Origin of the sequence: Streptomyces sp. NWU339 (genome assembly GCF_003143855.1) — a bacterium.
Lineage (GTDB): Bacteria > Actinomycetota > Actinomycetes > Streptomycetales > Streptomycetaceae > Streptomyces.
This window is the reverse complement of sequence record NZ_QFRK01000004.1, coordinates 18,076-41,638: the sequence shown is the minus strand read 5'-3', so window position 1 is coordinate 41,638 and position 23,563 is coordinate 18,076. Positions and strand designations below refer to the sequence as shown.

Below are 23,563 nucleotides of genomic sequence, written 5' to 3'. Positions count from 1 at the left end.
GCCCGCCCTACTCGCGGTCCTCGGCGGTGGCCCGCCGCCGCATCGCCACGAACACCCCCAGCCCGACGAGGACGACGGCACCCGCGGCGATCCCGACGGCCACACCCGTCGACGACCCGTCCTCGGAGGCCTCACCGGAGCTCGCCGGTACTGCGGACCACCAACTCCAGTAGCCGTCCTGGCCGTAGAGGTTGCCGGCCTTCTTCGGCATCGTGGTGATCGATTCGATCTGGTCGGTGCGGTACGCCTCGACCGCGTTCGGATACGCCATGACGTTCATGTACCCGAGGTCGTACAGCCGTGACTCCATCTGCTGGACGATGTTCGCCCGTTTGGCGGGGTCGTACTCGACCAACTGCTGGGCGTACAGCTCGTCGTACTTCTTGTCGCAGATGAAGTTGTCGGTCGCGCCGGTGTCCTTCGGGGTCGCCGGAAGCGCCCCGCAGGTGTGGATCGACAGGACGAAGTCGGGGTCGGGGTTGACCGACCAGCCGTCGAAGGCCAGGTCGTACTCGCCGGCGAGCCACGGATCGGTCACGTTGTCCAGGCAGTTGAGCGTGACCCCGATGCCGAGGTCGCCCCACCACTCCTCGAGGTACTTGCCGACGGCCTTGTCGTTCGGGTCGGTGGCGTGGCACAGGACCCGGTAGTTCAGCGGCTTGCCGTCCTTGCCGACCCGCTTGCCGTCACCGTTCTTCTTGTAGCCCGCCCGATCGAGCAGTCGGGCCGCCTCCGCCGGGTCGTACGCCAGCTCCTGGTCGGCCGACGGCTCCCAGAAGTACTGCTCGTACCGCGGCGGGATGTAGCCCGCGCCCATCTCCGCGTGACCCTGGAACACCTTGTCGATGATGGTCTTCCGGTCCACCGCCCTGAACAGCGCGTTGCGGACCCGCTGGTCCAGCAGCGAAGGGTGCCCGTCCCCCATCTTCTCGCCGTTCCTGGCCTTCGCGCCCGGATTGGTGGCGAGGGCGTAGAAGCGGCGGCCGGGCGCGTCGTTGACCTTGATGTTCTTCTCGCTCCGGAGTGAGGCCGCCTGCGCCGGCGTCAGGGACGGCGATCCGGCGACGAACGACACCTCACCCTTGCGCAGCGCGGACACCGCCGCGTCCTGGTCCTTGTAGTACCGGAAGAGCAACTCGTCGAACTTCGGCGCCCCGCGCCAGAAGTCCTTGTTGGGCACCAGTCGCACATAGCTGTCGGGCTTGTAGTCGGTGAGGACGAACGGCCCGTTGCCGACGATCGGGAAGTCCTTGTCGTTGTTGAACTTCGAGAAGTCGTCGACCTTCTCCCACACGTGCTTGGGCACGATCGGCACGTCCAGCGCCGTCATGGTGGCCTGCGGCTTCTTCAGCCGGATGACCAGCTCGGTCGGGCTCGGCGCGGTGACCTTCTCGAAGTTGGCGACGAAGCTGCCGTTGGCCGTGGCCGCGGCCTCGTCGGTCATCATCGTGTTGAACGTCCATGCCGCGTCCTCGGCGGTGGCCTGCTGCCCGTCCGACCACGTGGAGTCGGAGCGGATGGTGTACGTCCACGTCAACTTGTCCGGGGACGACTTCCACTCGGTAGCCAGGCCCGGGATGACACGGTTGTCCTCGGGGTCGTAGTTGGTCAGGTACTCGTAGGTGAGCCGGTGAATGCTCGTACTGAGCAGCCGCACCGCGAGGAACGGGCTGAGCGAGTCGACGCTCTGCGCCACCGCGACGGTCAGCGTCTGCTTCCCGTCGTCGGCCGCCCGGGCCTGCCGCGGCGCCGGGTCGAGCGGGGTCGCGAGCCCGGCGGTGAGGGCGAGCGCGGCCGCACCGGCCGCCGTGGCGAGCCGGACCCGGCGCGGAACGCCGCTCCCTGCCCGTGGTCTGGACCGTGGCCCGGTGCCCGGACGTCCGGTCTCGTGTTGACCGCCGTACTGATCGTTCGTGTCCATAGGCTCGCTGACCTCGCGTCATCACTCGCACGGGTAGGACTGGTTGATCAGGTGAGTGGTGAGTGTCTATCAGCGGTATCTGGCGGTCGTCAACGGTGCGCACACCCCATGTGGCCTGCGGAAATAACGAACTGACGAGCATTTCGCGCCCATTGGTCGAGACCACTGAAGCGCTCCTGGCCAGCGACTGAAGCCGTGCCGCACCCCGAATACGGGAGAGCCCGCATCCGTGGGCGAACGGTGCGGGCCGGAAACGGGATCGGCCCCTCGAAAGGGGCCGATCGGGTGACATCCCCTACTGCTGCGGGGGCGGTGCCTGCGGGGGAGGCGTCTGCCCCCCGCCGTGCTGGTCCGGGTGGCCGGGCGGGCCCGGGTACGGATAACCGTAGCCGGGCTGGGGGTACGGCTGGCCGGGAGCGGCCTGCGGGTATGCGGGGCCGGGCGGTGCGGGGGGCTGGGGGTGGCCCTGCTGCGGGTGGGGCCGGCCGGGCTGACCGGGAGGGGCGTACGGCTGGCCGGGCTGCGGCTGCTGGGGGTACGGGCCGGCCTGTCCGGGGTACGGCTGGCCCGGGACGTACTGGTTCGGGATGTGCTGGCCCGGCAGCGGCGGGGCGGCGACCGGCGGCGGGTTGCCGTCGGAGGTCCACAGGCCGTGCGACTGCTGGTGCCGGACGAAGTCCTCGGCGACCATCGACGCGAGGTTGAAATACGCCTCCCGCACCTTCGGTCGCATCATGTCGAGATCGACCTCCGCGCCGGCGGCCAGATGCTCGTCGAACGGTACGACGATCACGCCCCGGCAGCGGGTCTGGAAGTGCGACACGATGTCGTCGACCTTGATCATCTTGCCGGTCTCGCGCACACCCGAGATGACCGTGAGCGACCGCGAGACGAGATCCGCGTACCCATGGGCCGACAGCCAGTCCAGCGTCGTGCTGGCGCTGCTCGCGCCGTCCACGGACGGCGTCGAGATGATGATGAGCTGATCGGCCAGGTCCAGCACCCCGCGCATGGCGCTGTAGAGCAGCCCCGTACCGGAGTCGGTGAGGATGATCGGGTACTGCTTGCCCAGAACGTCGATGGCCCGCCGGTAGTCCTCGTCGTTGAAGGTCGTCGAGACGGCAGGGTCGACGTCGTTGGCGATGATCTCCAGGCCGGAGGGGGCCTGGGAGGTGAACCGCCGGATGTCCATGTACGAGTTGAGGTGGGGGATCGCCTGCACCAGGTCACGGATGGTGGCCCCGGTCTCCCGCCGCACCCGGCGGCCGAGCGTACCGGCGTCGGGGTTGGCGTCGATCGCGAGGATCTTGTCCTGCCGCTCACTGGCGAGGGTGGCGCCGAGCGCGGTGGTCGTGGTCGTCTTGCCGACACCGCCCTTGAGACTGATCACGGCGATCCGGTAGCAGGACAGCACCGGCGTACGGATCAGCTCCAGCTTCCGCTGCCGCTCGGCCTCCTCCTTCTTGCCACCCAGCTTGAAACGCGATCCGCCCGCGGCCGGCCGAGTGCTCTTCGCCTTCTGCTTCTTGCTGTTGAGCAGCCGGTCCGACGACAGTTCCACGGCCGCGGTGTAACCGAGCGGCGCGGCACCGGGGTTGGTCTGCTGCCGCTGGTCGTGCTGGATCGGCTGCGGCCAGGCGGCCCCGGCGCGGGGATCGACGGGCGGCTGCGGCGGCTGACCGGCGTGCGGGGGCTGGGGCTGGGGCTGCTGGAGAGGGAACCCCTGCTGGGCGGGCTGCGGCTGCTGGGGCTGCGGTGGTACGGGCTGCTGGGGCTGTGCCTGCGGTGGTACGGGCTGCCGCGGAGGCGCCTGCTGCACCGGCGGTTGCTGCGGGAAGCCGTAACCGCCCGGCTGGGCCGGGGGAGTCGGGGCGGCCGGCACGGGACCGGCGGGCGGGAACCCGTAACCGGCGGGGGCGCCGGGAGCGGGGACGCCCGGCTGGGGGAAACCGTATCCGGCCTGCGGAGCGGGCGGGGCCGGTGTCTGGTGCTGCTGTGGCGTCGGCCCGTCCGGCGCGTTCCAGGCGGCGGGCGCGGGCTGCGGCGCCTGCGGCTGGAACGGCGGCTGCTGCGCGGGTGCTTCCGCGTCCGTGGGCTGTGCCGGCGCCGGCGTGGGGGCCGCTGCGGGGGCCTGCGGCGGCTGTGCGGGCCACTGGCTCGCGGGTGCCGGGGCAGTGGGGTACGGCGGGGGCGGCGCCACCGGTGGCGCCGGGGGAGTCCAGGCGGCCGCGGCCGGAGGGCCGGAGGAGGCCGGGACGCCATCCTGAGGTGCGCTGTCTGCGTCGTCCGAGTTGTCCGGGGTTTCCGTGGCGTCGTCCGCACCATCAGAACCGGCCACGCCGCCCCCTGGCGCGTCACCCACCACCGGCTTGGCGTCCTCGGGTTCGGGCGCGTCCGCCTCGGCCTCGGCCACGACGACAGCGTCTTCGGAGTCCTCGGCGTCATTCGCGTCGTTCGCGTCGTCCTGACCGTCCTCCGCGGATGGTTCGGAGGCGCCGGCCTCGGCGATGCCCTCGTCCTCGAGACCGTCGGCGGCCTCCACGTCCGCGACGTCGTCGGTCCCGTCCTGAGGGTCGGCCGACTCCAGCCGCTTATCCGGCGCCGGAGTCACCTCCGCCTCCGCCTCGGGCGCGGTCTCGGTCCCGCGCTCCCGGATCTCCCGCTTCAAGGCGGCAGCGGAGAACCGGATGGTGGCACCGCTCTCGAGATCGCCGTCACCGGAGTCGGGCTCCGGCTCGGGCGCAGACGGGGGAGTGGGCATGGGCGCCTCGCCCCGCTCGTCCCCTTCCGAAGGCTGCTGCGGCTCGAAACCGCTCCCCACCGGAAGCCTGGGCACGGCGCCCGGCCCCCCGGACGGCGGAGCGGGCGGAGTGAACGGGGCCCCTGGCGCGGGAGCCGGCGGCGTGAAGGGAGCGCCCGGCGTGGGAGCGGGCGGGGGCGGGGTGAAAGGAGCCCCCGGAGCGGGCGCCGGAATCGACGAAGGCCCCCCGGCACCCACCGCGTGCGGCGGCGGAGTCAGCCCGGGCAACGGCGGAACGGGCCTGCCTGACCCCGAAGAGGGAGCAGACGAAGGAGATGAGGGAGACGAGGAAGACGAAGGATCGGCCCCCTTCCCGGAGCTCTCCGACCCCGAACCCGACCCCGAACTCGAACCCTCCGAAGCGTTCTGCGTGTACCAGGCCGGCGGTGCGTAGTCGATGGTGAACTCGCCCGTCGCCTCGACGGCGGACTCCGCGTCGGGCTGGTCATCGCCGGGTGTCGCCCAGCCCCCGCGCGTCCCGTCCCGATCGCTGCTCACAGTTCCTCCTGGTGTGGTCGAGCACCCTCACTCCGTGCTGAGGCGACCCTTGCTTGTCATTCGCAGTTGTCCGAGGTCGTCCGATCCACCGGCTCTCCCCCTGTGACGCCGACGCCCGGTCCACGGGTTCTCGCGTCACGCCAAGACCCAGCCTAATCACCACAGGCACCGCCCGGGCAGCCCCGTCCTCACCTGAGCATCCGCCCCCTGCACCACAGCCTGCCCCTGAAGTGCCGTGCACGGCTCCCGTATCCGTGGATGTTCCACCGGACATCCACGAACAAGGGGGACGGAACATCGTTGAGATCCCTGGGAATCCGATGCTTCAACCGCCGCTTCGCGCAGTGTTCCTGTCTGCGTCGAACCGGCCCACTTCCGTGGACGATCACGGAACAGGGCACAGGAGGAGTGATCTCCGTCATCCCCTCCCCGCAGGAGTCCCCGGAAAGAGGACCCACGCGTGAGCTTCGGCCCACCCATCATGGCTCCTCAACTCCCGTCGACCGTGGGAGAAAAGGGCTGGTAGGCGCCACCCGGAACATCGTTCGTGGCAGCCGCTCCCAAGGCGGTGTGCGAACGAGTGTTCCACTCACCGCGTGAGTCAGTCCATGCGGCGCGGCGCTCCCAGCAGTCCCGTCTCCGCGTCGGTGGGCTGAGTCATCACGTACTGATGGCCCCGGTCGGCGTACCAGAGAGTCATACCGTCGGGGAGCACGGGCAAGGACTCCAACTCGGTCGGAGAGAGGGCCATGACGCGCCCCAACTCCGCTGCCTCGTCCGGTGAAACACGTTGGATGCCCGTGAGCTGCGCCTGCCGCATGAGCCGGGGAGCGACCGGGCTGAGATACGGCAGCAGGGTGAGCACCGACTGCCATGGTCCCGACGTCACCCGTCCACGCGGCGGCCGCATGCCGCAGTCCCGGATCACCAGGACCGGCCCCATCGCCGAGGCGCCCTGCGGCGGCACTCGGCCCACGTCGTGCACGGTCATCCCCGACTGGCCTCCGCCGACCGCCTGGACGACCTGGGCCCAGTGCCCCGGTCTGCCGGTCTCCACCGCGACCCTCGCGCCCGTCGCCGCCACGCGCAGTGCCAGCACCTGTGCCGTCCAGAGACCGCCGATGAACAGGATGTCGAACGGCGTCGGCCGATTCACCCCGAGGACGGCGGGCTGTCCCTCGGCGTTCACCCCCACCACGACACCGTCGTCCCCCACGGGCAGGGCGAGCGTGTCCACCTGGGAAAGGGGCAGCGTGTGCCGCGGATGACGGGGGCCCAGGAGCCCGAATCCGGTGCGCAGACGTCCCCGAAGACCAGTGCGCGGCTGATCCCCGGAGGCCGGCCCGGCGAGATTCGACGGTGTGGACGTGACCATCAGCGGGCACCTCCGAGCGGCAGAGTGGCGAGTACGGCGGGTAGTTGCTCACGGTCCAGGCGGACGATCCCGGTCCGTGCCTGGCGCGCGGCCCGTTCCAGGGCCCGGCGCGCCTCGGACAGCTCGGTGCTGCTGCGACCCGTGACCCGCACGTGCCCGGTGACCGACACGTCCTGCCGACCGCTTGGGGCCAGCACCAGACTGAACGTCGTCGCCAGCGCGGGAACCGCAGTCAACTGGGCCGCCAGCTGCGGCAGTCCGATCGCGGAGCCGCCCAGTTGGGGCCACCGGCGTACCCAGTACGTGGTGTGCCGTCTGTTGTCGCAGCGCCAACTGCGGCTGGACTCCTCGGTCCGTCGCCGGGGCGTGTCGCCCTGCCCGGGCTGAGAGGTCACCATCGGGTTCGCACATGCCGAGGTGGCGATCGCGGCGGACAGCTCCTCCTCGGTGAGCAGATTCGTACGGAACCCGGCGCCCGTCAGCCTGCTGGACAGGTGCTCCGCCGAGCGCACCAGACACTTCTGCGCACCGAGAAGCCCGCCGCCCCGCGCGGCCACCGCCTCCGCGCACAGCTCGGGATCGAGCTTCAGCGCGATCCACATGATGCGGACCGCGGGCGCGGCCGTCTCCGCCTGGAGTTGAGCGTAGTTCGTCACCACGACTGATTGCTGCGGCAGGTGAGGAGCGGGCGCGGGCTGGGTGTGCAACACCACCTGCGCCGACTCCAGACGAATACCGTCCACGTCGAGCACGTCCCGCACCAGAGCGAGCGGGAGCGGCGTACGACCGCGCTCGGCACGGAGGGCACCGGCGTCCGCCTCCACCTGGAGGACGGCCGTGAGGAAGCTCCCGTCACCCACCATGCCCACCGGGCGCCTGTCGTGGTCATCACGGCGGCTGTAGTTGTACGTCCGCAGGTTCGGCTCGCACTCCACGGCCGGGGCCAGGCTGGAGTCGACATCGCGTGGCAAGGGAGAGCCCGGGGCTCTGCGCATGCGGGCGCGCAGAGCCAGTTGGCTACCGAGCCACTCCGGCAGGGAGCGCCCCCGGCGGCGTACGACAGCGAAGAGCAGCAGAACGCCGCCGATCACACATCCCGCCACCAGAGCGGCAGGATCGACGAGCCAACCGCACACCACCAGCGCGGCGACGAGTTCCAGCAGCACCAGCCGCTGCAGCGCGAAGGAACCCCCTCGCCCGGAACGGGGCTGCAGGTGCGGTGTGACAGAACCGCGACTGGTCGCGGAACCACCGGCCGTCGACGCCGCGTCGGCCCGCCGCGTCGCGGATTGCGATCGCGACCGGGTTCGCGGAGCGGATGCCATCACTGCAAATCCCCCGAACTCTCCCGAAAACCAACGCACTCAGCAGGCGGCAAGGCTTCAGCACCCTACCCGTGCCACACAGGCGACTGCGCAACAGGCATAGTAGGTGCTGGGTTTGACAGCCGAGGCTCCAGAGACACCCGGAGCGGAGCGGGCACCAGCGGCCTGCCCCTGACACTCCGCCGGTGCGCATGGCTTCGTACGGGGAGAGAACGAACACAGATGGCATCACGGCGCGATGAACTGAACGCCTACACCTTCGCGAAGCGCCGCACCCTCGCGTCCTTCCTGCAACCCTCTCCATCGGGCTCGGAGGAGGGAGCCCCCAAGCCGCTCAGAGCGGTCGTGCCGGGCGTCATCGTCGGGGTGGTCGTCCTCGCGGTGTTCGGGGCGATCGGCATGTTCAGCCCGATGGCGCCGAAGGGGTGGGACGAGTCGGGGGCGCACGTGATCGTGGCCAGCGACTCCACGACCCGGTACGTCGTACTCAAGACGGACGGGAAGAAGCAACTGCACCCGGTCCTCAACATGGCGTCCGCCAAGCTCCTCCTGGACCCGAACAAGGACAGTGTCATCACCGTCGACGAGGACGTCCTGGACAGTGGCAAACCCCCGCACGGGGCCACCATCGGCATTCCCTACGCACCCGACCGCCTGCCCTCGCCGGACGAGGCGGAGAGGACCATGCGATGGGCGGTGTGCGAGCGCCCCGGGCCCGGCGGCCGGGCCATCCAGAAGGCGGCGTTCGTCCTCGCCGAGAAGGAATGGTCCAGGACCGAGGGCTCGGACAGGCTCGTCGAGGGAGAGCTGATGTACGTCGTCGGCCCGGACGGCAAGAGCCAGTACGTGGTCGACTCGCGCGGATACGCCTACCCGCTGGCCGATCCGGCCGACAAGGAGCTCCTCAAAGCCCTCGACACGCAGAGCCGTGCCCCGCAGCGTGTGTCCCAGGAGTGGCTGGACACCCTTCACAAGGGCGACCCGATCGCGATTCCCGAGATCACGGGCACGCCGGGCGCGGACGCGGGCGCCTCCGACATGCTCAGGCAGTACGACAAGGTCGGCATGATCATCAAGGCGTACGACGGCCGGCGCATGCAGTACTACGTGGTACTGGAGGGAGGCGTGGCGCGCATCTCGGAGTTCACCGCCACCTTGCTCCTCAACAGCGGTGACCTCGTCGGCGCCGGACAGGCCGGTGAGGCCCAGCAGGTCAGCCCCGGCGCGGTCGTCGACAGCACCGAGTTCGACGGACAGCGGAACTGGCCGACGTACCGTCCGAAGACGGTCAACGGCGCCACGGCCGCCGACGGCGGACGTAACACCGTCTGCAACGTGCTGCGTTCGGTCAACGCCAAGTCTGGGGTCACGACCCTCTCCACCTGGGCGGGCACCGACTTCCCCGCCCAGCTGCCCACCGGTTCCTCGAGCGCGTACGTGACGCCGGGCTCCGGCCAGCTCTACCGGCAGTTCCAGGGCACCGAGACCAAGGCGGGCGGGGTCTTCCTGGTCACCGACACGGGACTGCGTTACGCCCTGCAGTCCAACAACGACAGCGCCACGGAAGACAAGGGCATCGGAACCTCCGACAAGCAGCGCGAGCAACAGCTCAACGAGGCCCAGATCGCCCAGACCCGCCTCGGCTACGAGAAGGTGGAACCGTCTCTCGTTCCGGTGAACTGGTCGACGTTCCTGCCCACCGGCCCCCGCCTGTCGGAAGCGGCGGCCCGGCAGCCGCAGGGCTCGTAGCGGACGTGGTTCCCGAGGAGAAGGAAGTCATGCTGCGAGCCAACGGCAGGAAGATCCCCCGGACGACGGCGACCGTGCTCGTGGTGACGGTCTTGTCCGGCGGGACGCTCTGCGCGTTCCCGCTCCCCGAGGCGAGGGCGGACGACGGTGGACGGTGCACGTTCCCCTCGAAGAAGTACGAAGGCCGGCCGTGGTCCTTGCAGCGCGTCAACCTGGACGAGCTGTGGGAGCAGTCGAAGGGCAAGGGGGTCAGCGTCGCGGTGATCGACACGGGGGTCGACGTGAAGAACCCCCAACTCGGCGACGCCGTCAACGTGTCCAAGGGCAGGAACTACCTGCCCGCCAAGAGCACCAAGGGTGAGAGCATCGAACGCGGCAACGCCCAGGGCACGACCGACACGGTCGGCCACGGCACACGGGTCGCCGGCATCATCGCGGCCCGTCCCGCCAAGGGGACCGGCTTCGTGGGCCTGGCTCCCGACGCCACGATCATCCCCATCAAGCAGAACGATGCGGAGGGCAACGGCACCGCGGAGACCCTCGCGTCATCGATCCGTTACGCTGTCCAGGCGGGCGCCGATGTCATCAACATCTCCCAGGACACGGCAAACGCCGTCGAGCCGGCCCCGAGCCTGCGGGAGGCTGTCGACCACGCCCTGTCCCAGCAGGTGGTCGTCGTGGCCTCGGCCGGCAACGACGGCCTCGGAGGCAACGTCAAGGTCACCTACCCCGCCTCATTCGAAGGCGTCCTGGCCGTGGCGTCCTCCGACCGCAACAACGAACGCGCGTCCTTCTCCCAATCGGGTGAGTTCGTGGGTGTGGCGGCCCCAGGCGTCGACATGGTCTCCACCGTCCCCGGTGACGGCCACTGCTCGGACAACGGCACCAGTTTCTCCGCGCCGTACGTGGCCGGGGTGGCGGCTCTCCTGAAGGCCAAATACCCCAAGTGGACGGCCGCCCAGATCGTCGCCCAGATCGAGCAGACGGCCGAACGTTCCATCCCCGGCCACGACCGCCTGGTCGGCTGGGGCGTGGTCGACCCCGTCAAGGCCCTCACGGATGTCGATCCGGCCCGCCCGGTGGAGTCTCCCCGGGCCGAGGAGGGGGATGTTCGCGCGAAGGCGCCCTCCGTGGCCCCCCTGCACGTCGGCGAGACGGCCGAGGAACGCAACACCCGTCTGGGGACGTACGTGGTGGTCGGCGGCCTGGTCCTGGTGGCGGGCCTGACCGGTACGGCGGTCGCGGTGAGGGACGCACGACGTCGGCACGGAGGGCAGGGAGGCCACTCTTGACGCAACTGTCGATCTTCATATTCGTCCTGGACGCTGTGCTGCTCGCCATGGCCTGCGTCAAGGCCGACCGTGTACGGGCCTGGCGCGAGTCCCTCAACCCCTCGGCCCCTGACGTCCCGGACGCGGCCTTCGTCGTCGCGCGCCTGCTACTGGTCACGATGGCTGCGGTCGGGATCGTCGTGGGCGTCCGCGGTCTGGCCGCCGAGGATGACGCGAAGTGGAGCGACGACGAACTGACCAGTGCGGTGGAGCAGGCCGTGACGGCCCTGGACGGCACGACCAAACTCGGTGACCTCCACAGCAGCGACTCCATGGTCGACCAGGAGAACACAAGGATGATCGAGGACGAGGTCGTGGAACACGGCGGCGGAGACGCCCCGCAACTCGGCGTCGACGCCCACCCGGCCGACGGCAACACGGCCCCCGACTCGAGCTACACGGTCACGGGCGACGGCGCGGGGGCGGCCTTCTGCGTCCACGTGCGGCGCACCCGCTCCAAGGAGGACGACTGGCATCCCCCGGGCATCACGGGAGGAGAAGGGACGACGGTGGTGCCGGCTTACGCGTACGCGGTGACGAGCCGCAAGGGAGCCTGCTGATCCGCCTGCTCCCGCGCGTGCCCGCCTGCTGGCAGCCCACGCCTCACCGGCAGGTCGCAGAGCCCTCCACGGCCCGGGTGTACGCGGTGATCAACTCCTGCATCGCCGCAGAGTCGTCCACACCGTCGGCGTGGACCTGGGCTGTTATGAACAGAACATGATCGGGACGCTCTGAACTGGTGCAACGCGCTTGCTGCACAGCCCCCGTACCGGTGAGCAGGGAGTCGCTGTCGTCCGTCAGTACGGCGGACTCCACCTCCGGAACCCCCTGGGCCACATCGACGACGGTGTCACCTTCCGGCCACCATTCCTGGCTCACTTCGAAGGCTGATTCGCCGTCGATAATCACTTGACAGCGTTTTCGACTGGGCCCCGGGTTCTTTTCCTGGACGTCGATCTTGCTCCCTGAAGGGAGCAGCTCATCAATTAGGCCCGAGTCCAGAGAAATGCCGCAAAGAGATTTGGGGACGTCGTATTTCTTCCCCTCGTCAGATCCCGAGCATCCGGCGAGCACGCCGACCGCCGTGAGCGCCACCGCAGATGCTGTGATTCGTCGATTGATCAATTAGAAAGCAACTCCTTCGTTTCGGGATAACTGTGAAGCGATAGGGGGAAATGGGCCATCATGTAGCGCCGATCAGATGTCCGTCACAAGCTCTGGCGCGACGCGCTCCATGTGGCCACCAGCCGACAAATAACCCTTATAGGATTCGTCCTCCGCCCAGCTGGCGACATCCCCTGGGGTGGCGTGGCCATGTGCTCGGGCGGCCTCTGAAGCAGCACGCCGAGTGTACTTCATATTGTTATCTTGGCCCTTCTCCCAGTTCTCGCCCATTTTGGAACCAGCGTCGTCCTTGGCGCTGCCTTCCGCATCTTTGAACAACTGTTCCATCACTACGCTGGTCACGGTTCCGGCGGCACCTGCGGCCGCCGCTCCAGCCACGGGCGAGGCGATGAAAGACGTGCCGACACCGACACCGAGACCAACGACCCCTGAAGCGGTGTTCTTCCACTGTGCTACTGAGTGGTCGTACTTCTCGTCCGACTCGACGGCTCCGGACGCCACTGCTTCGTTTCGCCCCATCGCCAACGTTCCGGAAACTTCGCCCGAATGACGCGCGATGGAGCGGACAGTGAGTTCCTCATCGTGATGGGGACGCTGACTTTCCGACAAGTCTGGGTTCAGGTGATAGTCCATCAAGTAGGTCATGTACTTCTTCTGGCCTACTTCAACCGCAGCGTAACCTTCCGGATTCTGGCCAATGGTGAAGAGGAATCGGGAGATGTCTCGGTGGTTCATCTCCGCGGCAGAACCAGCGATTGGGTAGGTGTTCTTGATCCGATCCCACGCTTGCTGGGCATCCACATCATCTTTGTCTGGGTGCGGATCCACGTCAGTTGCTGCGCGGTTGATATCAGGAAGATACTCGGACGCGATCTGACCGATACTGTCGGACATGTAGCTGTTATCGGTCAGTCGCTCCGTGTTGTCCGAGATGGAGGCAACGATGCTTTCGAAAAGCTTTGTTTGTCCTGCATTGTGTGCTGGCGTATCTAGTGTGGGCAGCTCACCTGCTGGATGTCCCGTCGTTGCAGCTTCCAGGGCCAGCGCCAGGTTGTTCTGCCCGGTGTGGAGGTCGTCTCCCTTGAGGTTCGACTCCTGAGGCCACTCCCGCTCCTCGAACAGATACTGGAAGTTGGACAGCGAGACCTTCCCGTTCTTGCCGTTGCCGTCCGTGTCCCGCTCGAACGGGTTGTCCGGGTCGTCCTTCGAGACGAACTGCTGGTTGAAGAAGTCGGTGGCTGCGTCCGGGCTGTTGGAGAGGCCTTTCAGGTATCCCGTCAGCGGGTCGGCGCCACTGTCCTCGCCGATTCGGTTGAGCCATGGGGTCATGGGGCTGTTGCGCCAGGCGAGATTCTGGTGCTCACCGTTGCCGGTGAGCTTGCGCTCGGTGGCCATGAGCTTCGTGCCGTAGTCCGTGAGGAACCGGTCGTCGTAGTCACCGGTCCGCATGAGGTTGCTCATGACCTGGAAGCCCATCGGGCCGCCGCGGTTGCCGTACAGCGGCTTGTCTCCGATGTCGATCATCGTACGCTTCCAGTCGGCCATCGCCGTCGAGTCGCTCTGCGTGGCGTTGGCGAGCGTCATGCCCAGGCTGCGCTGCAAGTCGTCGAACTGGTCCAGACGCTCACGACCCAGATCCCAGTTCCCCCGCTGAGGGTCGGTGATCCCGGTCCAGAACTCCATTGTCTTCTTCGGGCCGAGCGTCGTGGTGAACCGCTCGGCGAACAACTCGTCGCCGGCGTACTTCTTCAGCCCGGCATTGAGCCTGTCGAAGTCCTTGACGCTCAGGTCGTCGGGGTTCTTCTTCGCGAGGGCGGCCAACTCGTCGGCCTGCTTGATGGCTTCGGCCGCGGAATCCCGGTCCTGGTAGCTGGCGTCGGAGAAGCCCATCTTGCTCTGGTCGGCAATGGCCTGCAGGACGGTCTTGGCGGAGTCGTCGCTCTCGGTGGCCTTGTTGAGGATGCCCTGGATCTGGTCTCGCAGCGCGGTGATGTCCGACTGGTTGTCATGGTCAATCGTGTTGCGTGCTTCCGGGGGGACATCCGTGGTGACGGTGAAGCCGCCCTCGTATCCGATGACCTTCAGGCTCTTCTTCCGGCCGCCGTCGATGGCTTCGACGAGCTGCCGGTGGTAGCCCTTCAACTCGCCCACTGTGTCGTTGAGGATCTTGTGGATGGTGCTGGCCTGGGTATGGGCATCGGCGAACTCGCCGGCCGTCTTACCTATGAACTCCTTGGAAACCTTGGCGTTCACACCGGCCCAGTCGGCCTTGTTGGCGCCCTTGTGCAGGTTGTCCTCGGCGTCCTTCTTGAGGGTCTCGAGGTTCTTGACGAGAGTCGACCAGTCCTTGACGGCGTCGTCTAGCAGCTTGAAGTCGGCATCGCGGAGAGTGTCGAGTTCCATGGGATACGTCCTTGAGGATGAGCGGGTATCGAGCGGAAGTCAGGGCCTGTGCCGACGCCCTACTCGTCCTTTTTCTTGCTCGGCTCTCCGTAGATCGGGTTCTTTTCGCCTGGTGCTCCGACCCGCTCGTCGAAACCGGCGTCCAGCAGGGCGATACTGCTCATCTGCCGCTGGATGTAGCCCTCGTCCCCGTCGTGGACCTTCTTGGTGACCCGCATGTGGTTCGAGATGTGGGCGCAGGCGTCCATCAGGGACTTGAGCTGCTCCTCCCAGCGGTTCGACACGTGCTTGAGTCCCGCACCGAGTGCGAAACCCTGCTTCGACAAGTCGGCGGCCGCGGAGTCACTGCTGGGTACGGAGACCCGTGCCTTGTCCCACAGCTGGTCGTAGAGCTCGAACGCGACCGAGCCGATCTTGGTGAGCGCGTCGTTCGCGACCTTGAGGTCCCCGTACTCGGAAGGTTTCGGAGGGCCGCCGCCGTCCAGCTGGTTCAACTGCATGTGTGCCGAACCCTGTTGACGCTGCAGCGCTTCGGCCTTGAGCTGTTCCCACTCGTTCCATGCCATGGACGGCACCCTCCCCGTGTGCAGGAGTGCCTCCTGCCTGTGCTGGTCGGAGGGCGCCCTGCGGTGTCCGGACGCCAACAAGCTAGCAACTGGCGCAGAAGGGCCAACCGGCTGTGCCCGAGGTGTGGCGATTGCGGAGGTGAGGGTTCTGGGGAGATGTGCTGGGGCTCGTGCAAGCCAGTACGCCACGGATTTCACGCTGGACGGGTCGAGATACATGCTGGACACGCGGACGGGGGTGCCGAAGTGCCCCCGCCGTTGCGCTACTTCGAGTGACACCGCGGCGGACGGCCGAGGAGGCGGCGGAGTGGCACGATCTTTTCGTACGTGCCATGCGGCTGTGACCACGAAGCCCGGCATCTGCCGGCCGCTTGTGCCGCGATTTCCTCCCGGCGCTACTCGCCAAATCGGTCGAAGTGCCATGTCCGGGAGGACTTTGTAACTCGACCAGCACACATCACGGTTGGCCCCGTGGTACCGGTTGATTACAGTGGTGATCGCATGGCGCGCGCGACTTGGTTTGCGATCGCGGGGGCGGGTGGTCAGGTGGCCACAGCCATGGTTCTACGGGGAAACGGGGAGGAAGCGAGTGCTTCCAGCAGACATGGTGGGGGGCGTGTCGACCGCCAGGGCGGTGAACCTGGAGGTCACCGGTGAGGCGCTGAGCACGTTCGTGAAGCGTGTGGACGGGATCCTGAGTGATCTTGAAGGGTCGCCGGGCAACCCGAAACGCGTCGGCGCCCAGACGATCAAGCCGGGGTCGTTGGCGGGGAACCCGTCCGCTTTTCCTGAGGCGCAGGACCTGTACGTGCAGTACAACCAGGTGCACGAGAAGCTCACCTCTCTTTCCAAGACCCTGCACCTGCAGATCGAGGCGATCGGCATCGCCGTCAAAGGTGCGCACGTCGGTTTCGACAACCTTGAAGAGGAGCAACGGCGTCGCTTCTGGGCGATCCAGTTGCAGATTCAGAAGACCCAGGCAACAGGCGACGACAACCAGCGCACTCAGAGCGACAAGCCCATCGGGGACCTGTGACCATGACCGACGAGCAGCATGAGCAGGACCTGGAGCGGGTCTCCGGGCAGAACTCCTTCACGGACCTCACCCGGCATGCCGAAGAGCACCCGAGCAGCGGCTTCCTTCGCGGAGCCATCGACAGCATGGTGCGTGCGGCGGCGGAGAAGACGCCATACGGGCGAGCGATGCACGGGCGGACCAACTTCGACGAGCACCGTCTGAACGACATGATCGACCTGGTCGAGAAGACCAACCCGGAGGACATGGAGGCTTCCGGGAAGGCCCTGTGGGACGCCCGGGACGCCATCTCGGACGCTGCCAAGGAACTGGACGGCCGCATCGAGAAGGTGCACTGGGTCGGAGAGTCGGGCGAGGCTTTTCGCAAGTGGGGGCGTTCACTCGTCATCAGCACGTACGGGCTGAGTGACTTCGCCGGCGGGGCGGGGGACCAGATCAGCGCCGCCGCGGTGGGCCTGGCTGCGGTGCGCGGGTCCATGCCGCTGCGTGATACGAGGCCGACGGAGAAGGCGTTGCGGCCTGAGCAGATGCCGACGCCCAAGCAGGTCGAGGGCAACGCCGAGTACGCCGAAGCGGTCCGCGTGGAAAAGGACCGCCAGGAGGCGATCAACCAGATGAACCGGTTGTCGTCCTACTATGCGGTGGCCCGCGAGCAACTCGTCGAGCTGAAATCTCCGGAGTTCAAGGCCATGCCGGACGTGGGGGTCCCGAGGCCCACACCCGGCGTTGTCGACACGGACTCCGCTCAGGGCGGGGGCGCGTCGGCAGCGGCTCACCAGGCAACTGGCGCGACAGGCAGCGCAAGTCATCAGCCAGCAGTCGCCCAAGCGGAAAGAGGGGAAATCCGCGGGGCAAAGGATGTGCCACTGCGCCCCGTGGATTCCTCACGGCCCCCCGCGGAGCCGGACATTGCGGTAGGAACGACGATTGACAGCGTCGGCACCTTGCCACCGTTGACACCGTCCATTCCTGGAGATGTTGCTCCGACTGTCGGTGCCCCAGGTGGGAGCAGCAGCGCGAACAATGGGTTCGCGAACGGTTACGGAACGCCGGTCGGCAACATGATCTCGAGAAAAGGCACGAGCGGGTCGGGCGGTCTCCGAGGCCCGGTGTCCGCCCAGGGGCGAACCGGTGCAGCAGGCGTCAACAACATGAGCCCTGGGCGTCCAGGCAACGGACCGGTTGGCCAGATGGGCCGTACCGCAGCGACCGGCCAGTCGATTGCCAAGGGTGTCCCTTCCGGAGCGAAGTCCCTGCCGATGGGCTCGGGAGTGGCCGGCGGTACAGCGAAGCCAACTGGGACGTCTGGCCCCAGGCCGCAGAGCGGTGGGACGACCGGCGCGGGCCATGCGAACGGAGTGGTCGGGGGGCGGCCCGTGACCGGAGCCGCGACACCTGCGAAGAACGGGCCTAGGATCCCCCGAGGAACGGTGATTGGCACAGAGGCGGCGGCCGGATCCCGTTCGGCGGCCGAGCGGCGTCCTGGACAGGGTGGAGTCTTTGGTGGGCTGGCCTCCGCGGGGAAGCCCGGTTCCGCCGCCAACAGTCCTCGTGTCGGACCGGCGACGTCCGGGGCCATTACCGGCAGTCCTGCCGCACGTAACTCCGCAGTCAATGCCGAGCGGAACGGCATGACCCGCGGAGGCGCCGGTCTTGTGCGCGGGCCAGGCGGCCGCGGGAGGCCGGACAAGACTTCGGACAAGGACCGGGAAGAGACAGCGCGTGGCGCCCACCTGAGCGAGGACGAAGAGCTCCACTTGCCCACTCAGCAGCGGCGCGGCGTGCCGCCGGTCGTCAACTAAGCACTAGCGAGGACTCACAACGTCATGAAGGCAGGGACCAGCCGACTGGCCGAGCGGAGTGTCCTCCGCAAGATGCGTCACCGGCGACGAGTGCACGCTGCGGGCGCGGTGATCGGTGCAGTGGCGGCTGCGGGCGTGGGATTTGCTCCGCATGCTGTGGCGTCCGATGCCCAGTCGCGACAGTGGTATCTGCAGCCGATGCAGGCAGACCAGATGTGGAAGCACAGCACTGGAAAGGGCGTCAAGGTCGCTGTCATTGACACCGGTGTGAATCCCCATACGGATTCCCTGGAGGGCCAGGTGCTGGTGAATGAGGTGCCCAAAGCTGTTGCATACGGTGCTGCGGACGACTACACAGGGCACGGCACAAGCATGGCTGAGCTCATCGCCGGCACAGGAGCCAACGGTGGTGTGCAGGGTCTCGCACCTGACGCGAAGATCGTCCCATACCGCATTCACTTGAACGGTTTGACAGGAGCCGAGGACAAGAAGAAGACGGCCTTGCCCGCGCAGGCGATCAAGGCCGCGGCCGATACTGATGCAAAGATCATCAGCATGTCTTTCGGTTCTCCATATTATGATCCGGATGTAGAAGCAGCGATCACCTACGCTGCCTCGAAAGGCAAGATGCTGATTGCGAGTGTAGGGAACAACGGCGACACTGGCGAAGACAACATCGGCTACCCGGCTGCGGCTCGATACGTGGTGGGCGTTTCGTCGATGGGCAAGGACAGAAACCTCTCGAAGTTCTCCTCGACCGGGAACTACGTCGACCTGGTGGCACCTGGTGAGGGCGTTCCCGGTTACTGCCAGCCCAGTTTCACGTCGTACTGCCCGGACCTCAGCGGAACAAGCGCATCCACGGCTATCGCATCTGGCTCTGCCGCCCTCATCTGGTCCGCCCACCCCGACTGGACGGCGAACCAGGTCACCCGCGCGTTGATCGACACCGCAAGCCGCAATTGGCCCAAGGACAAGCCGACCGAGCACGCCGGCTACGGAACCATCCGGCCCCGTAAGGTACTCGAAAACCCGAACTACGACGCCGGCCCCGCGTACTCCGACCCCCTCGCCAAGTGGAACCAGGAGAAGGGGGAGACGCTGGTGACCGAGATTCCTCCCGCCTCTGCGGCCTCCCCCTCTGCAACAGCCTCGTCACAAGCCCCGGAAGCCTCTTCTGGCGCCGACAAGGCGGCAGCAGGATCGAAGGGGGAGAAGACGGAGAAGGCGGCAGCCGAGTCCTCGGGTGACGACAACAGCACCCTGTGGATCGTGCTCGGCGCCGCGGCAGCGGTGGTCGTGGTCGGAGGCGGTGCCTTCGCCCTGCTGCGAGCGCGTCGCGCCACGTGACGTCAGCAGCCTCCCGAGCCCCGCGCCGCTCAGCCAGGACATGGAGAACGTGCTCACCGCCGTAAAGCGTTGAGCCGCACAGCTGGACCCCGAAACGGAAAGAGGGAGGGCAGGCGGAACATGGCCGTCGACCAGAAGCTCGAAGATGCAGCAGTAATCAAGCTGCAGAAGGACATGTACGAGAAGTTCGAGAACATCCGCAAGCGGGTGAGTAACCTCCAGGGTGTGATCGACAGCCTCGAGGGGCAGTGGCACGGAATCGGTCGTGCCGCGTTCGACACCAAGCAGTACGAGATCAACACGTCTCTGCAGAACATGGGCCGCGTCCTTGCCGAGGTCATCGACGCGATGACCTCGGCGCGCAACATCAAGGACAGCAAGGAAGACGAAGTCCGCGCCTCCGTGAACAAGATCAACGTGCTGGACGGCGCCCCCACGATGCAGTCGTCTCCGTTCAGCTCGTTCTGAGCCGGCGGAATTCCCGAGAATTCGTCAACAGCACACACGAACGAGACGAGGTAGGCAGAGAGATGGGCCGTAACGGCGAAGGACTGCAAGTCGGTTATGACGGACTCGACTTCGCGGCGACCACCATCGCCAACGAAGCGAAGCAGCTCGAGGAGGACCTCCAGCAGCTCCGGCAGATGGTGGTCAACAGCAAGCAGTACTGGACGGGTAAGGCACAGGACACCTTCGACGAGAAGCTGCGGCGCTGGGACAAGGAGGCCAGCGACATCCACCAGGCCCTGATGGGCATCGGCCACGTCGTGGGTTCGTCCGGCGGCACGTACATGGAAGGCGACCTGGCGGCATCCCGATACCTGCAGTAAGCCTTTTCTCGTAATCGGCAGTCACTCGTCATGACTGCCGGGCTGGACTGGGTCCCTGTCGTCCCCAAGCCCGTGCCGCCGTAAGGCCCCTGGTAGGAACGATCTTGCGACAGAAAGATCCGGCCAAGGGGCCTCACGTGCCGTCCGGTGTCACATGTACCGCTGTGCTTGCTGTCCGCCGGTCCACTGTCGAGCACTTGGCCCGACTGCTGCGCGACCACCGTGCGAGGAGCGACACCCGCAGGGGGCGAGGCCATGACACCTCCTGCGCCCACCGGCACGGCCTGGTCGACGTGCTCAATGGTGCAGCAGCCCAGCGGGGCGTGCCGATCCTGATCGATCTTGCGTGCAAAAACGCGGAATACGGCTTCCACTGCCCGGGCCGCGGTTCGTCCTGCTTCAACTTGAGTGCGATCGAGCCAGGTGAACCGTCCGTTCACTTGGCGTGAGGCCCAGAGAGTGTCGCACGCCTCATCTGTGCAGCGCTCAGGTTCCCGGCCGGTGCGGCTCTCAAGGCTGGCAGCCGAGTTTTTTCTTGTAGGTATCGAAGTAGGAGGGGACGAGCCTTTCCAGCAAGGCTTGTGACTCTTCGTTCCACTTCATGTCCTTGACTTCCACGGACACAATGTCACCCTCCTTGCTGACTCCAGGGCACGGAATCAGAGTTGCTACCCCGCGATGCCATGAGGCGTATGTATCTCCCTTGAAGTAGCGCAAATTTTTCGCCTCGTAGTCCTGGAAGAGGTCGCGCAGTTCATACCCGTTCTCATGCCAATTCCCGTCGCTGACTACGGAGTCGTTTCCGTCCACGTACATGTGACAGAACTGGCCCTCTGTAAGGCTGAAGGGGCCGGTGTCCTGTTCTAGTTCGTCGCCGTCGTCGAGTAGGGACTCCAGAGCTTCCTTGTCGGCGGGGATTCCGCAGATGTTGTCCGGGGCGGGATAAGAAAGCCCTGCATTCGATGAGTCACACGCTGTGAGCGCCATCGCGATTGCAGCGGCGATAAAGATTCTTTTAGGTTGCAAGGATAATCCCCTCCTTCTGTTCTTGTCTGGCTTGCAGGGAGTGGCCGATCGAGTGACGGGTCGACTGTTGGAACAGTCTCACGTCCCGTCGCCCGAGGAGTTCCATTGAGCGCCATCAGAGTGGCTGACACCTGCTTGAGTGCGAACGGCTCGCTCGATGGCCTCCTCAGTTTTCACGTCGATTCCTCCATGATGTGCAAAATAAGTGGTCACGGCTGCCGCAGATGCCTCCGCTGCCGCTTTCCTTCCTTCTGAGTACTCCTTCCCTGCGCTGAGTTCAGCCTTGTCTGTTGTGTCCTTGTTGATGCTCTTCAAGACGCTTTCGGTTACATCCTCCGCCAGCCAATTGACTGGTTCCCCCACGGCAGAGAAGGGGGCAGGAATGGCCCCCGTCCCCACCCCCACGATCCGGTTGACCCACTTCGCGTTGTCGGCTGCAGCCTCGTTGAATTCCTTGTTCTCAGCCGTGTGGTAGTCATAGATTGAGTCGGCCCGCGAGTTGCTCATGATCCCCGCGATGGCGGCCCCCGGCGCCACCAGGTCCCCGACGCGCGCACCGTCCTCCGCGGTGAGGTCCCTCCCCTCCGCCTTCAGGAACTCCTGCACCACGTTCGCCGTGTACGCCTGCTGCGCGGAAGTGATCGCGCTGTACGCATCCGGGTCCTGACCGACCAGGCCCAGGAACTTCTGTGCATTTCCGTATTCGAGCTCGGCAGCGGCTCCGTTGACCTGAAAGGTCTTGCTGTCGGAGCTTTCCAGGTACATCGACCGTTGGAAGTCGCCGATGTAGTCCGCCGAGATGTTGCCCAGACTGTCCCGCAGCGCGTAGAGCGGCCCGGTCTTCTCCTCCTCCAGGTCCCCGTTCATGTTGTGCGTCAGCAGGTCCGGGTTCTTGGCGAACTTCTCCACGATGTCGTGAACCAGCTTCGCCTGCGCCTCGCTGTGCTTGACCGACGGATCGACTGTGCTGCTGTCGTACGGGTGGCCCGTTGCCGCGGCTTCGAGGGCGTGGCCGAGGGCGTTCGGCCCGAAGCCGAGGGCCTTCTCCGTCGCCTCCTCATCCGCCAAGACGTGCTGGCTGTTCGTGTCGATCGTCCACTCGAAGTCCTTCTTGGTGAAGAGGTCGAGGTAGGACTTGAAGTCCGTCTTCTCACCGGACTTGACCGTGCCGTCCTCGTTGTACACCGTGGGCTTCTGCGTGAAGAACTGCTCGGCTGCCTCAGGACTGTGTCCAAGGGCCTCGAGCACGCTGTTCAGCGGGTCGTTGCCGGTGCCGAGCTTTCCGGAGGGGTTGAATCCGTACCTGTCGTCGCCGCCGGCGGGCTTGTTGGCCATGAAGCGGTGCGGATCGTCCTGGTGGAGCTGGGTGACATGCTCCGCGATGGGGGTCAAGAACGCCGGATCGTAGTTCCCGTAGCGGAGCAGACCGCCCAGGACCTGGTATCCGTAGGGCTTGCTCCACAGGCCGCGCTCCCACTCGATCTCCTGGGTGCCCAGCTTGCGGAACTCCGCGCCCCACCACGTGGGCAGATGCTGCCGGTGGCCCCTGAGGCTCTGGGGAGTGTAGGGGTCGGTCGCGTTGGCCAGGGCATGGCCCATGTACCGCTGCAGATCCTGCACGCCGGCCAGGCGGGTCTTCGAGGCGTCCTCGCCGGTGCCGTCGATCGACATGGCGGCGTAGAACTCGAGTGTCTGCCTCGGTCCGCCCAAACCCTCGAAGAACTCGGCCGCGAACTCGCCATCCTTCTCGCGTCCGTTGTGGCGCAGCAGCCTGTTCAGTTCGGCGAGTTCGCGGTCGGTCATGTCCTCGCGCCTCTTGGCGAGTTCCAGGGCCCGCTCGACCTGCGCGTCATTGAGCGAACCGTACTTCGCGTGACCGGCGTTGTACGGGTCGTTCCCGTGAGCCCGCCTGAGTGCCAGCTTGGTGGAGGCGTTGATGTCGTCGGCGCGCGCGACCTTTTTCGTGATGGAGTCGGCGTAGCGCTGCCGGTCCTGCTTCGTGTCGTCCTTGCCGTCCTTCGCATCGGCGCCCGTTGTGGGCTGGACGCCCACACTCACCGTTCCGTCGCGGTTGTCCTGAACGGTATAGCCCTTGTCCTTGGCCTCGTTGGTGAGTGACCTGACGCTCTTCTGTAACGCTTCGAGTTCACGGTGGGCGTCGTCCAGGACCTGGAAAACGCTGTTGGCTTCCGTGCGAAGGTCTGCGAACTCCTTGGCGGTCTTGTTCACGAACTCCCGTGTGACACCGGCGTTCATCCCTTCCCAGCGCGCTCGGTCGGACTTCTTCTTGAGGCCGTCACGTGCATCGGCCTCGAGCTGTTTCAGGTTGGTGACCGCCTTCTTCCAGTCCGATACCGCGGTTCCCAGCCGGCCGAGGTCGACTTGGATCAGGTCGTTGTAGGTGATGGCCACGCCTGAGATCCCCC

Annotated in this window: 17 protein-coding genes; 8 read left to right on the top strand and 9 right to left on the bottom strand. The window is 66.6% G+C overall.

Translation table 11 applies throughout. The features are described from left to right. Positions 1-7: 7 nt before the first annotated feature. From DIZ27_RS06710 to eccE, 4 genes are all read right to left on the bottom strand, one after another. Entirely contained in the window at positions 8-1,921 is a 1,914-nt protein-coding gene (locus tag DIZ27_RS06710) for an ABC transporter substrate-binding protein (protein ID WP_109377385.1), read from the bottom strand. Positions 1,922-2,216: 295 nt separating this feature from the next. Then, on the bottom strand, positions 2,217-5,219 hold the full coding sequence (locus DIZ27_RS06705; protein WP_109377384.1) for an SCO5717 family growth-regulating ATPase: 3,003 nt from the start codon (positions 5,217-5,219) through the stop codon (positions 2,217-2,219). A gap of 601 nt (positions 5,220-5,820) precedes the next feature. After that, on the bottom strand, positions 5,821-6,594 hold the full coding sequence (locus DIZ27_RS06700) for a hypothetical protein (protein ID WP_109377383.1): 774 nt from the start codon (positions 6,592-6,594) through the stop codon (positions 5,821-5,823). Further along, positions 6,594-7,919: a type VII secretion protein EccE gene (gene eccE / locus DIZ27_RS06695; protein ID WP_109377382.1), complete on the bottom strand. Its 1,326-nt coding sequence runs from the start codon at positions 7,917-7,919 to the stop codon at positions 6,594-6,596. Before eccE ends, DIZ27_RS06700 begins: the two co-directional genes overlap by 1 nt. A gap of 222 nt (positions 7,920-8,141) precedes the next feature. Between eccE and eccB the strand changes: the two genes are divergently transcribed. From eccB to DIZ27_RS06680, 3 genes are read left to right on the top strand one after another with little or no spacing between them, the layout of a single operon-like run. Continuing rightward, a complete protein-coding gene (gene eccB, locus DIZ27_RS06690; protein ID WP_109377381.1) occupies positions 8,142-9,668 on the top strand; it encodes a type VII secretion protein EccB in 1,527 nt (508 codons plus the stop codon). 29 nt (positions 9,669-9,697) lie between these two features. Beyond that, positions 9,698-10,960: a type VII secretion-associated serine protease mycosin gene (mycP, locus tag DIZ27_RS06685; protein ID WP_109377380.1), complete on the top strand. Its 1,263-nt coding sequence runs from the start codon at positions 9,698-9,700 to the stop codon at positions 10,958-10,960. After that, positions 10,957-11,559 carry a hypothetical protein gene (locus DIZ27_RS06680; protein ID WP_109377379.1) on the top strand — a complete coding sequence of 201 codons (603 nt, stop codon included), beginning with the start codon at positions 10,957-10,959 and terminating at the stop codon, positions 11,557-11,559. Before mycP ends, DIZ27_RS06680 begins: the two co-directional genes overlap by 4 nt. Positions 11,560-11,602: 43 nt before the next feature. On the opposite strand, the gene DIZ27_RS45085 is transcribed toward DIZ27_RS06680, so the two are convergent. The 3 genes from DIZ27_RS45085 to DIZ27_RS06665 all read right to left on the bottom strand — a co-directional run bounded on the left by DIZ27_RS45085 (position 11,603) and on the right by DIZ27_RS06665 (position 15,093). Beyond that, positions 11,603-12,124 carry a hypothetical protein gene (locus tag DIZ27_RS45085; protein WP_146228911.1) on the bottom strand — a complete coding sequence of 174 codons (522 nt, stop codon included), beginning with the start codon at positions 12,122-12,124 and terminating at the stop codon, positions 11,603-11,605. 72 nt (positions 12,125-12,196) lie between these two features. Beyond that, entirely contained in the window at positions 12,197-14,527 is a 2,331-nt protein-coding gene (locus DIZ27_RS06670) for a hypothetical protein (protein ID WP_109377377.1), read from the bottom strand. Between the two features lie 59 nt (positions 14,528-14,586). After that, positions 14,587-15,093: a hypothetical protein gene (locus DIZ27_RS06665; protein ID WP_109377376.1), complete on the bottom strand. Its 507-nt coding sequence runs from the start codon at positions 15,091-15,093 to the stop codon at positions 14,587-14,589. A gap of 589 nt (positions 15,094-15,682) precedes the next feature. On the opposite strand from DIZ27_RS06665, the gene DIZ27_RS06660 reads away from it, so the two are divergent. The 5 genes from DIZ27_RS06660 (at position 15,683) to DIZ27_RS06640 (ending at position 20,111) form a co-directional block, all read left to right on the top strand. Continuing rightward, a complete protein-coding gene (locus DIZ27_RS06660; protein ID WP_109377375.1) occupies positions 15,683-16,129 on the top strand; it encodes a hypothetical protein in 447 nt (148 codons plus the stop codon). 2 nt (positions 16,130-16,131) lie between these two features. Next, positions 16,132-17,931 (top strand): WXG100 family type VII secretion target, encoded by a 1,800-nt coding sequence (locus tag DIZ27_RS06655; RefSeq protein ID WP_109377374.1) that lies wholly within the window; start codon positions 16,132-16,134, stop codon positions 17,929-17,931. Positions 17,932-18,021: 90 nt separating this feature from the next. Next, on the top strand, positions 18,022-19,281 hold the full coding sequence (locus DIZ27_RS06650; protein ID WP_309074846.1) for a S8 family serine peptidase: 1,260 nt from the start codon (positions 18,022-18,024) through the stop codon (positions 19,279-19,281). A gap of 120 nt (positions 19,282-19,401) precedes the next feature. Then, positions 19,402-19,749: a WXG100 family type VII secretion target gene (locus DIZ27_RS06645; protein WP_109377373.1), complete on the top strand. Its 348-nt coding sequence runs from the start codon at positions 19,402-19,404 to the stop codon at positions 19,747-19,749. 62 nt (positions 19,750-19,811) lie between these two features. Beyond that, positions 19,812-20,111: a WXG100 family type VII secretion target gene (locus tag DIZ27_RS06640; RefSeq protein WP_109377372.1), complete on the top strand. Its 300-nt coding sequence runs from the start codon at positions 19,812-19,814 to the stop codon at positions 20,109-20,111. Positions 20,112-20,621: 510 nt separating this feature from the next. On the opposite strand, the gene DIZ27_RS06635 is transcribed toward DIZ27_RS06640, so the two are convergent. Both DIZ27_RS06635 and DIZ27_RS06630 read right to left on the bottom strand, forming a co-directional pair. After that, the gene (locus DIZ27_RS06635; protein ID WP_146228910.1) at positions 20,622-21,137 is read right to left on the bottom strand and encodes a hypothetical protein; all 516 of its coding nucleotides are present in this window, start codon (positions 21,135-21,137) and stop codon (positions 20,622-20,624) included. A 78-nt stretch (positions 21,138-21,215) separates the two neighbouring features. After that, on the bottom strand, positions 21,216-23,549 hold the full coding sequence (locus DIZ27_RS06630) for a DUF6571 family protein (protein ID WP_109377370.1): 2,334 nt from the start codon (positions 23,547-23,549) through the stop codon (positions 21,216-21,218). Between the last annotated feature and the right edge of the window lie 14 nt (positions 23,550-23,563).

Coding starts and splice junctions, on each gene's coding strand:
- DIZ27_RS06710 (WP_109377385.1), bottom strand. CDS start 1,921: ATGGACACGAACGATCAGTACGGCGGTCAACACGAGACCGGACGTCCG.
- DIZ27_RS06700 (WP_109377383.1), bottom strand. CDS start 6,594: ATGGTCACGTCCACACCGTCGAATCTCGCCGGGCCGGCCTCCGGGGAT.
- eccE (WP_109377382.1), bottom strand. CDS start 7,919: ATGGCATCCGCTCCGCGAACCCGGTCGCGATCGCAATCCGCGACGCGG.
- eccB (WP_109377381.1), top strand. CDS start 8,142: ATGGCATCACGGCGCGATGAACTGAACGCCTACACCTTCGCGAAGCGC.
- mycP (WP_109377380.1), top strand. CDS start 9,698: ATGCTGCGAGCCAACGGCAGGAAGATCCCCCGGACGACGGCGACCGTG.
- DIZ27_RS06670 (WP_109377377.1), bottom strand. CDS start 14,527: ATGGAACTCGACACTCTCCGCGATGCCGACTTCAAGCTGCTAGACGAC.
- DIZ27_RS06665 (WP_109377376.1), bottom strand. CDS start 15,093: ATGGCATGGAACGAGTGGGAACAGCTCAAGGCCGAAGCGCTGCAGCGT.
- DIZ27_RS06655 (WP_109377374.1), top strand. CDS start 16,132: ATGACCGACGAGCAGCATGAGCAGGACCTGGAGCGGGTCTCCGGGCAG.
- DIZ27_RS06645 (WP_109377373.1), top strand. CDS start 19,402: ATGGCCGTCGACCAGAAGCTCGAAGATGCAGCAGTAATCAAGCTGCAG.
- DIZ27_RS06640 (WP_109377372.1), top strand. CDS start 19,812: ATGGGCCGTAACGGCGAAGGACTGCAAGTCGGTTATGACGGACTCGAC.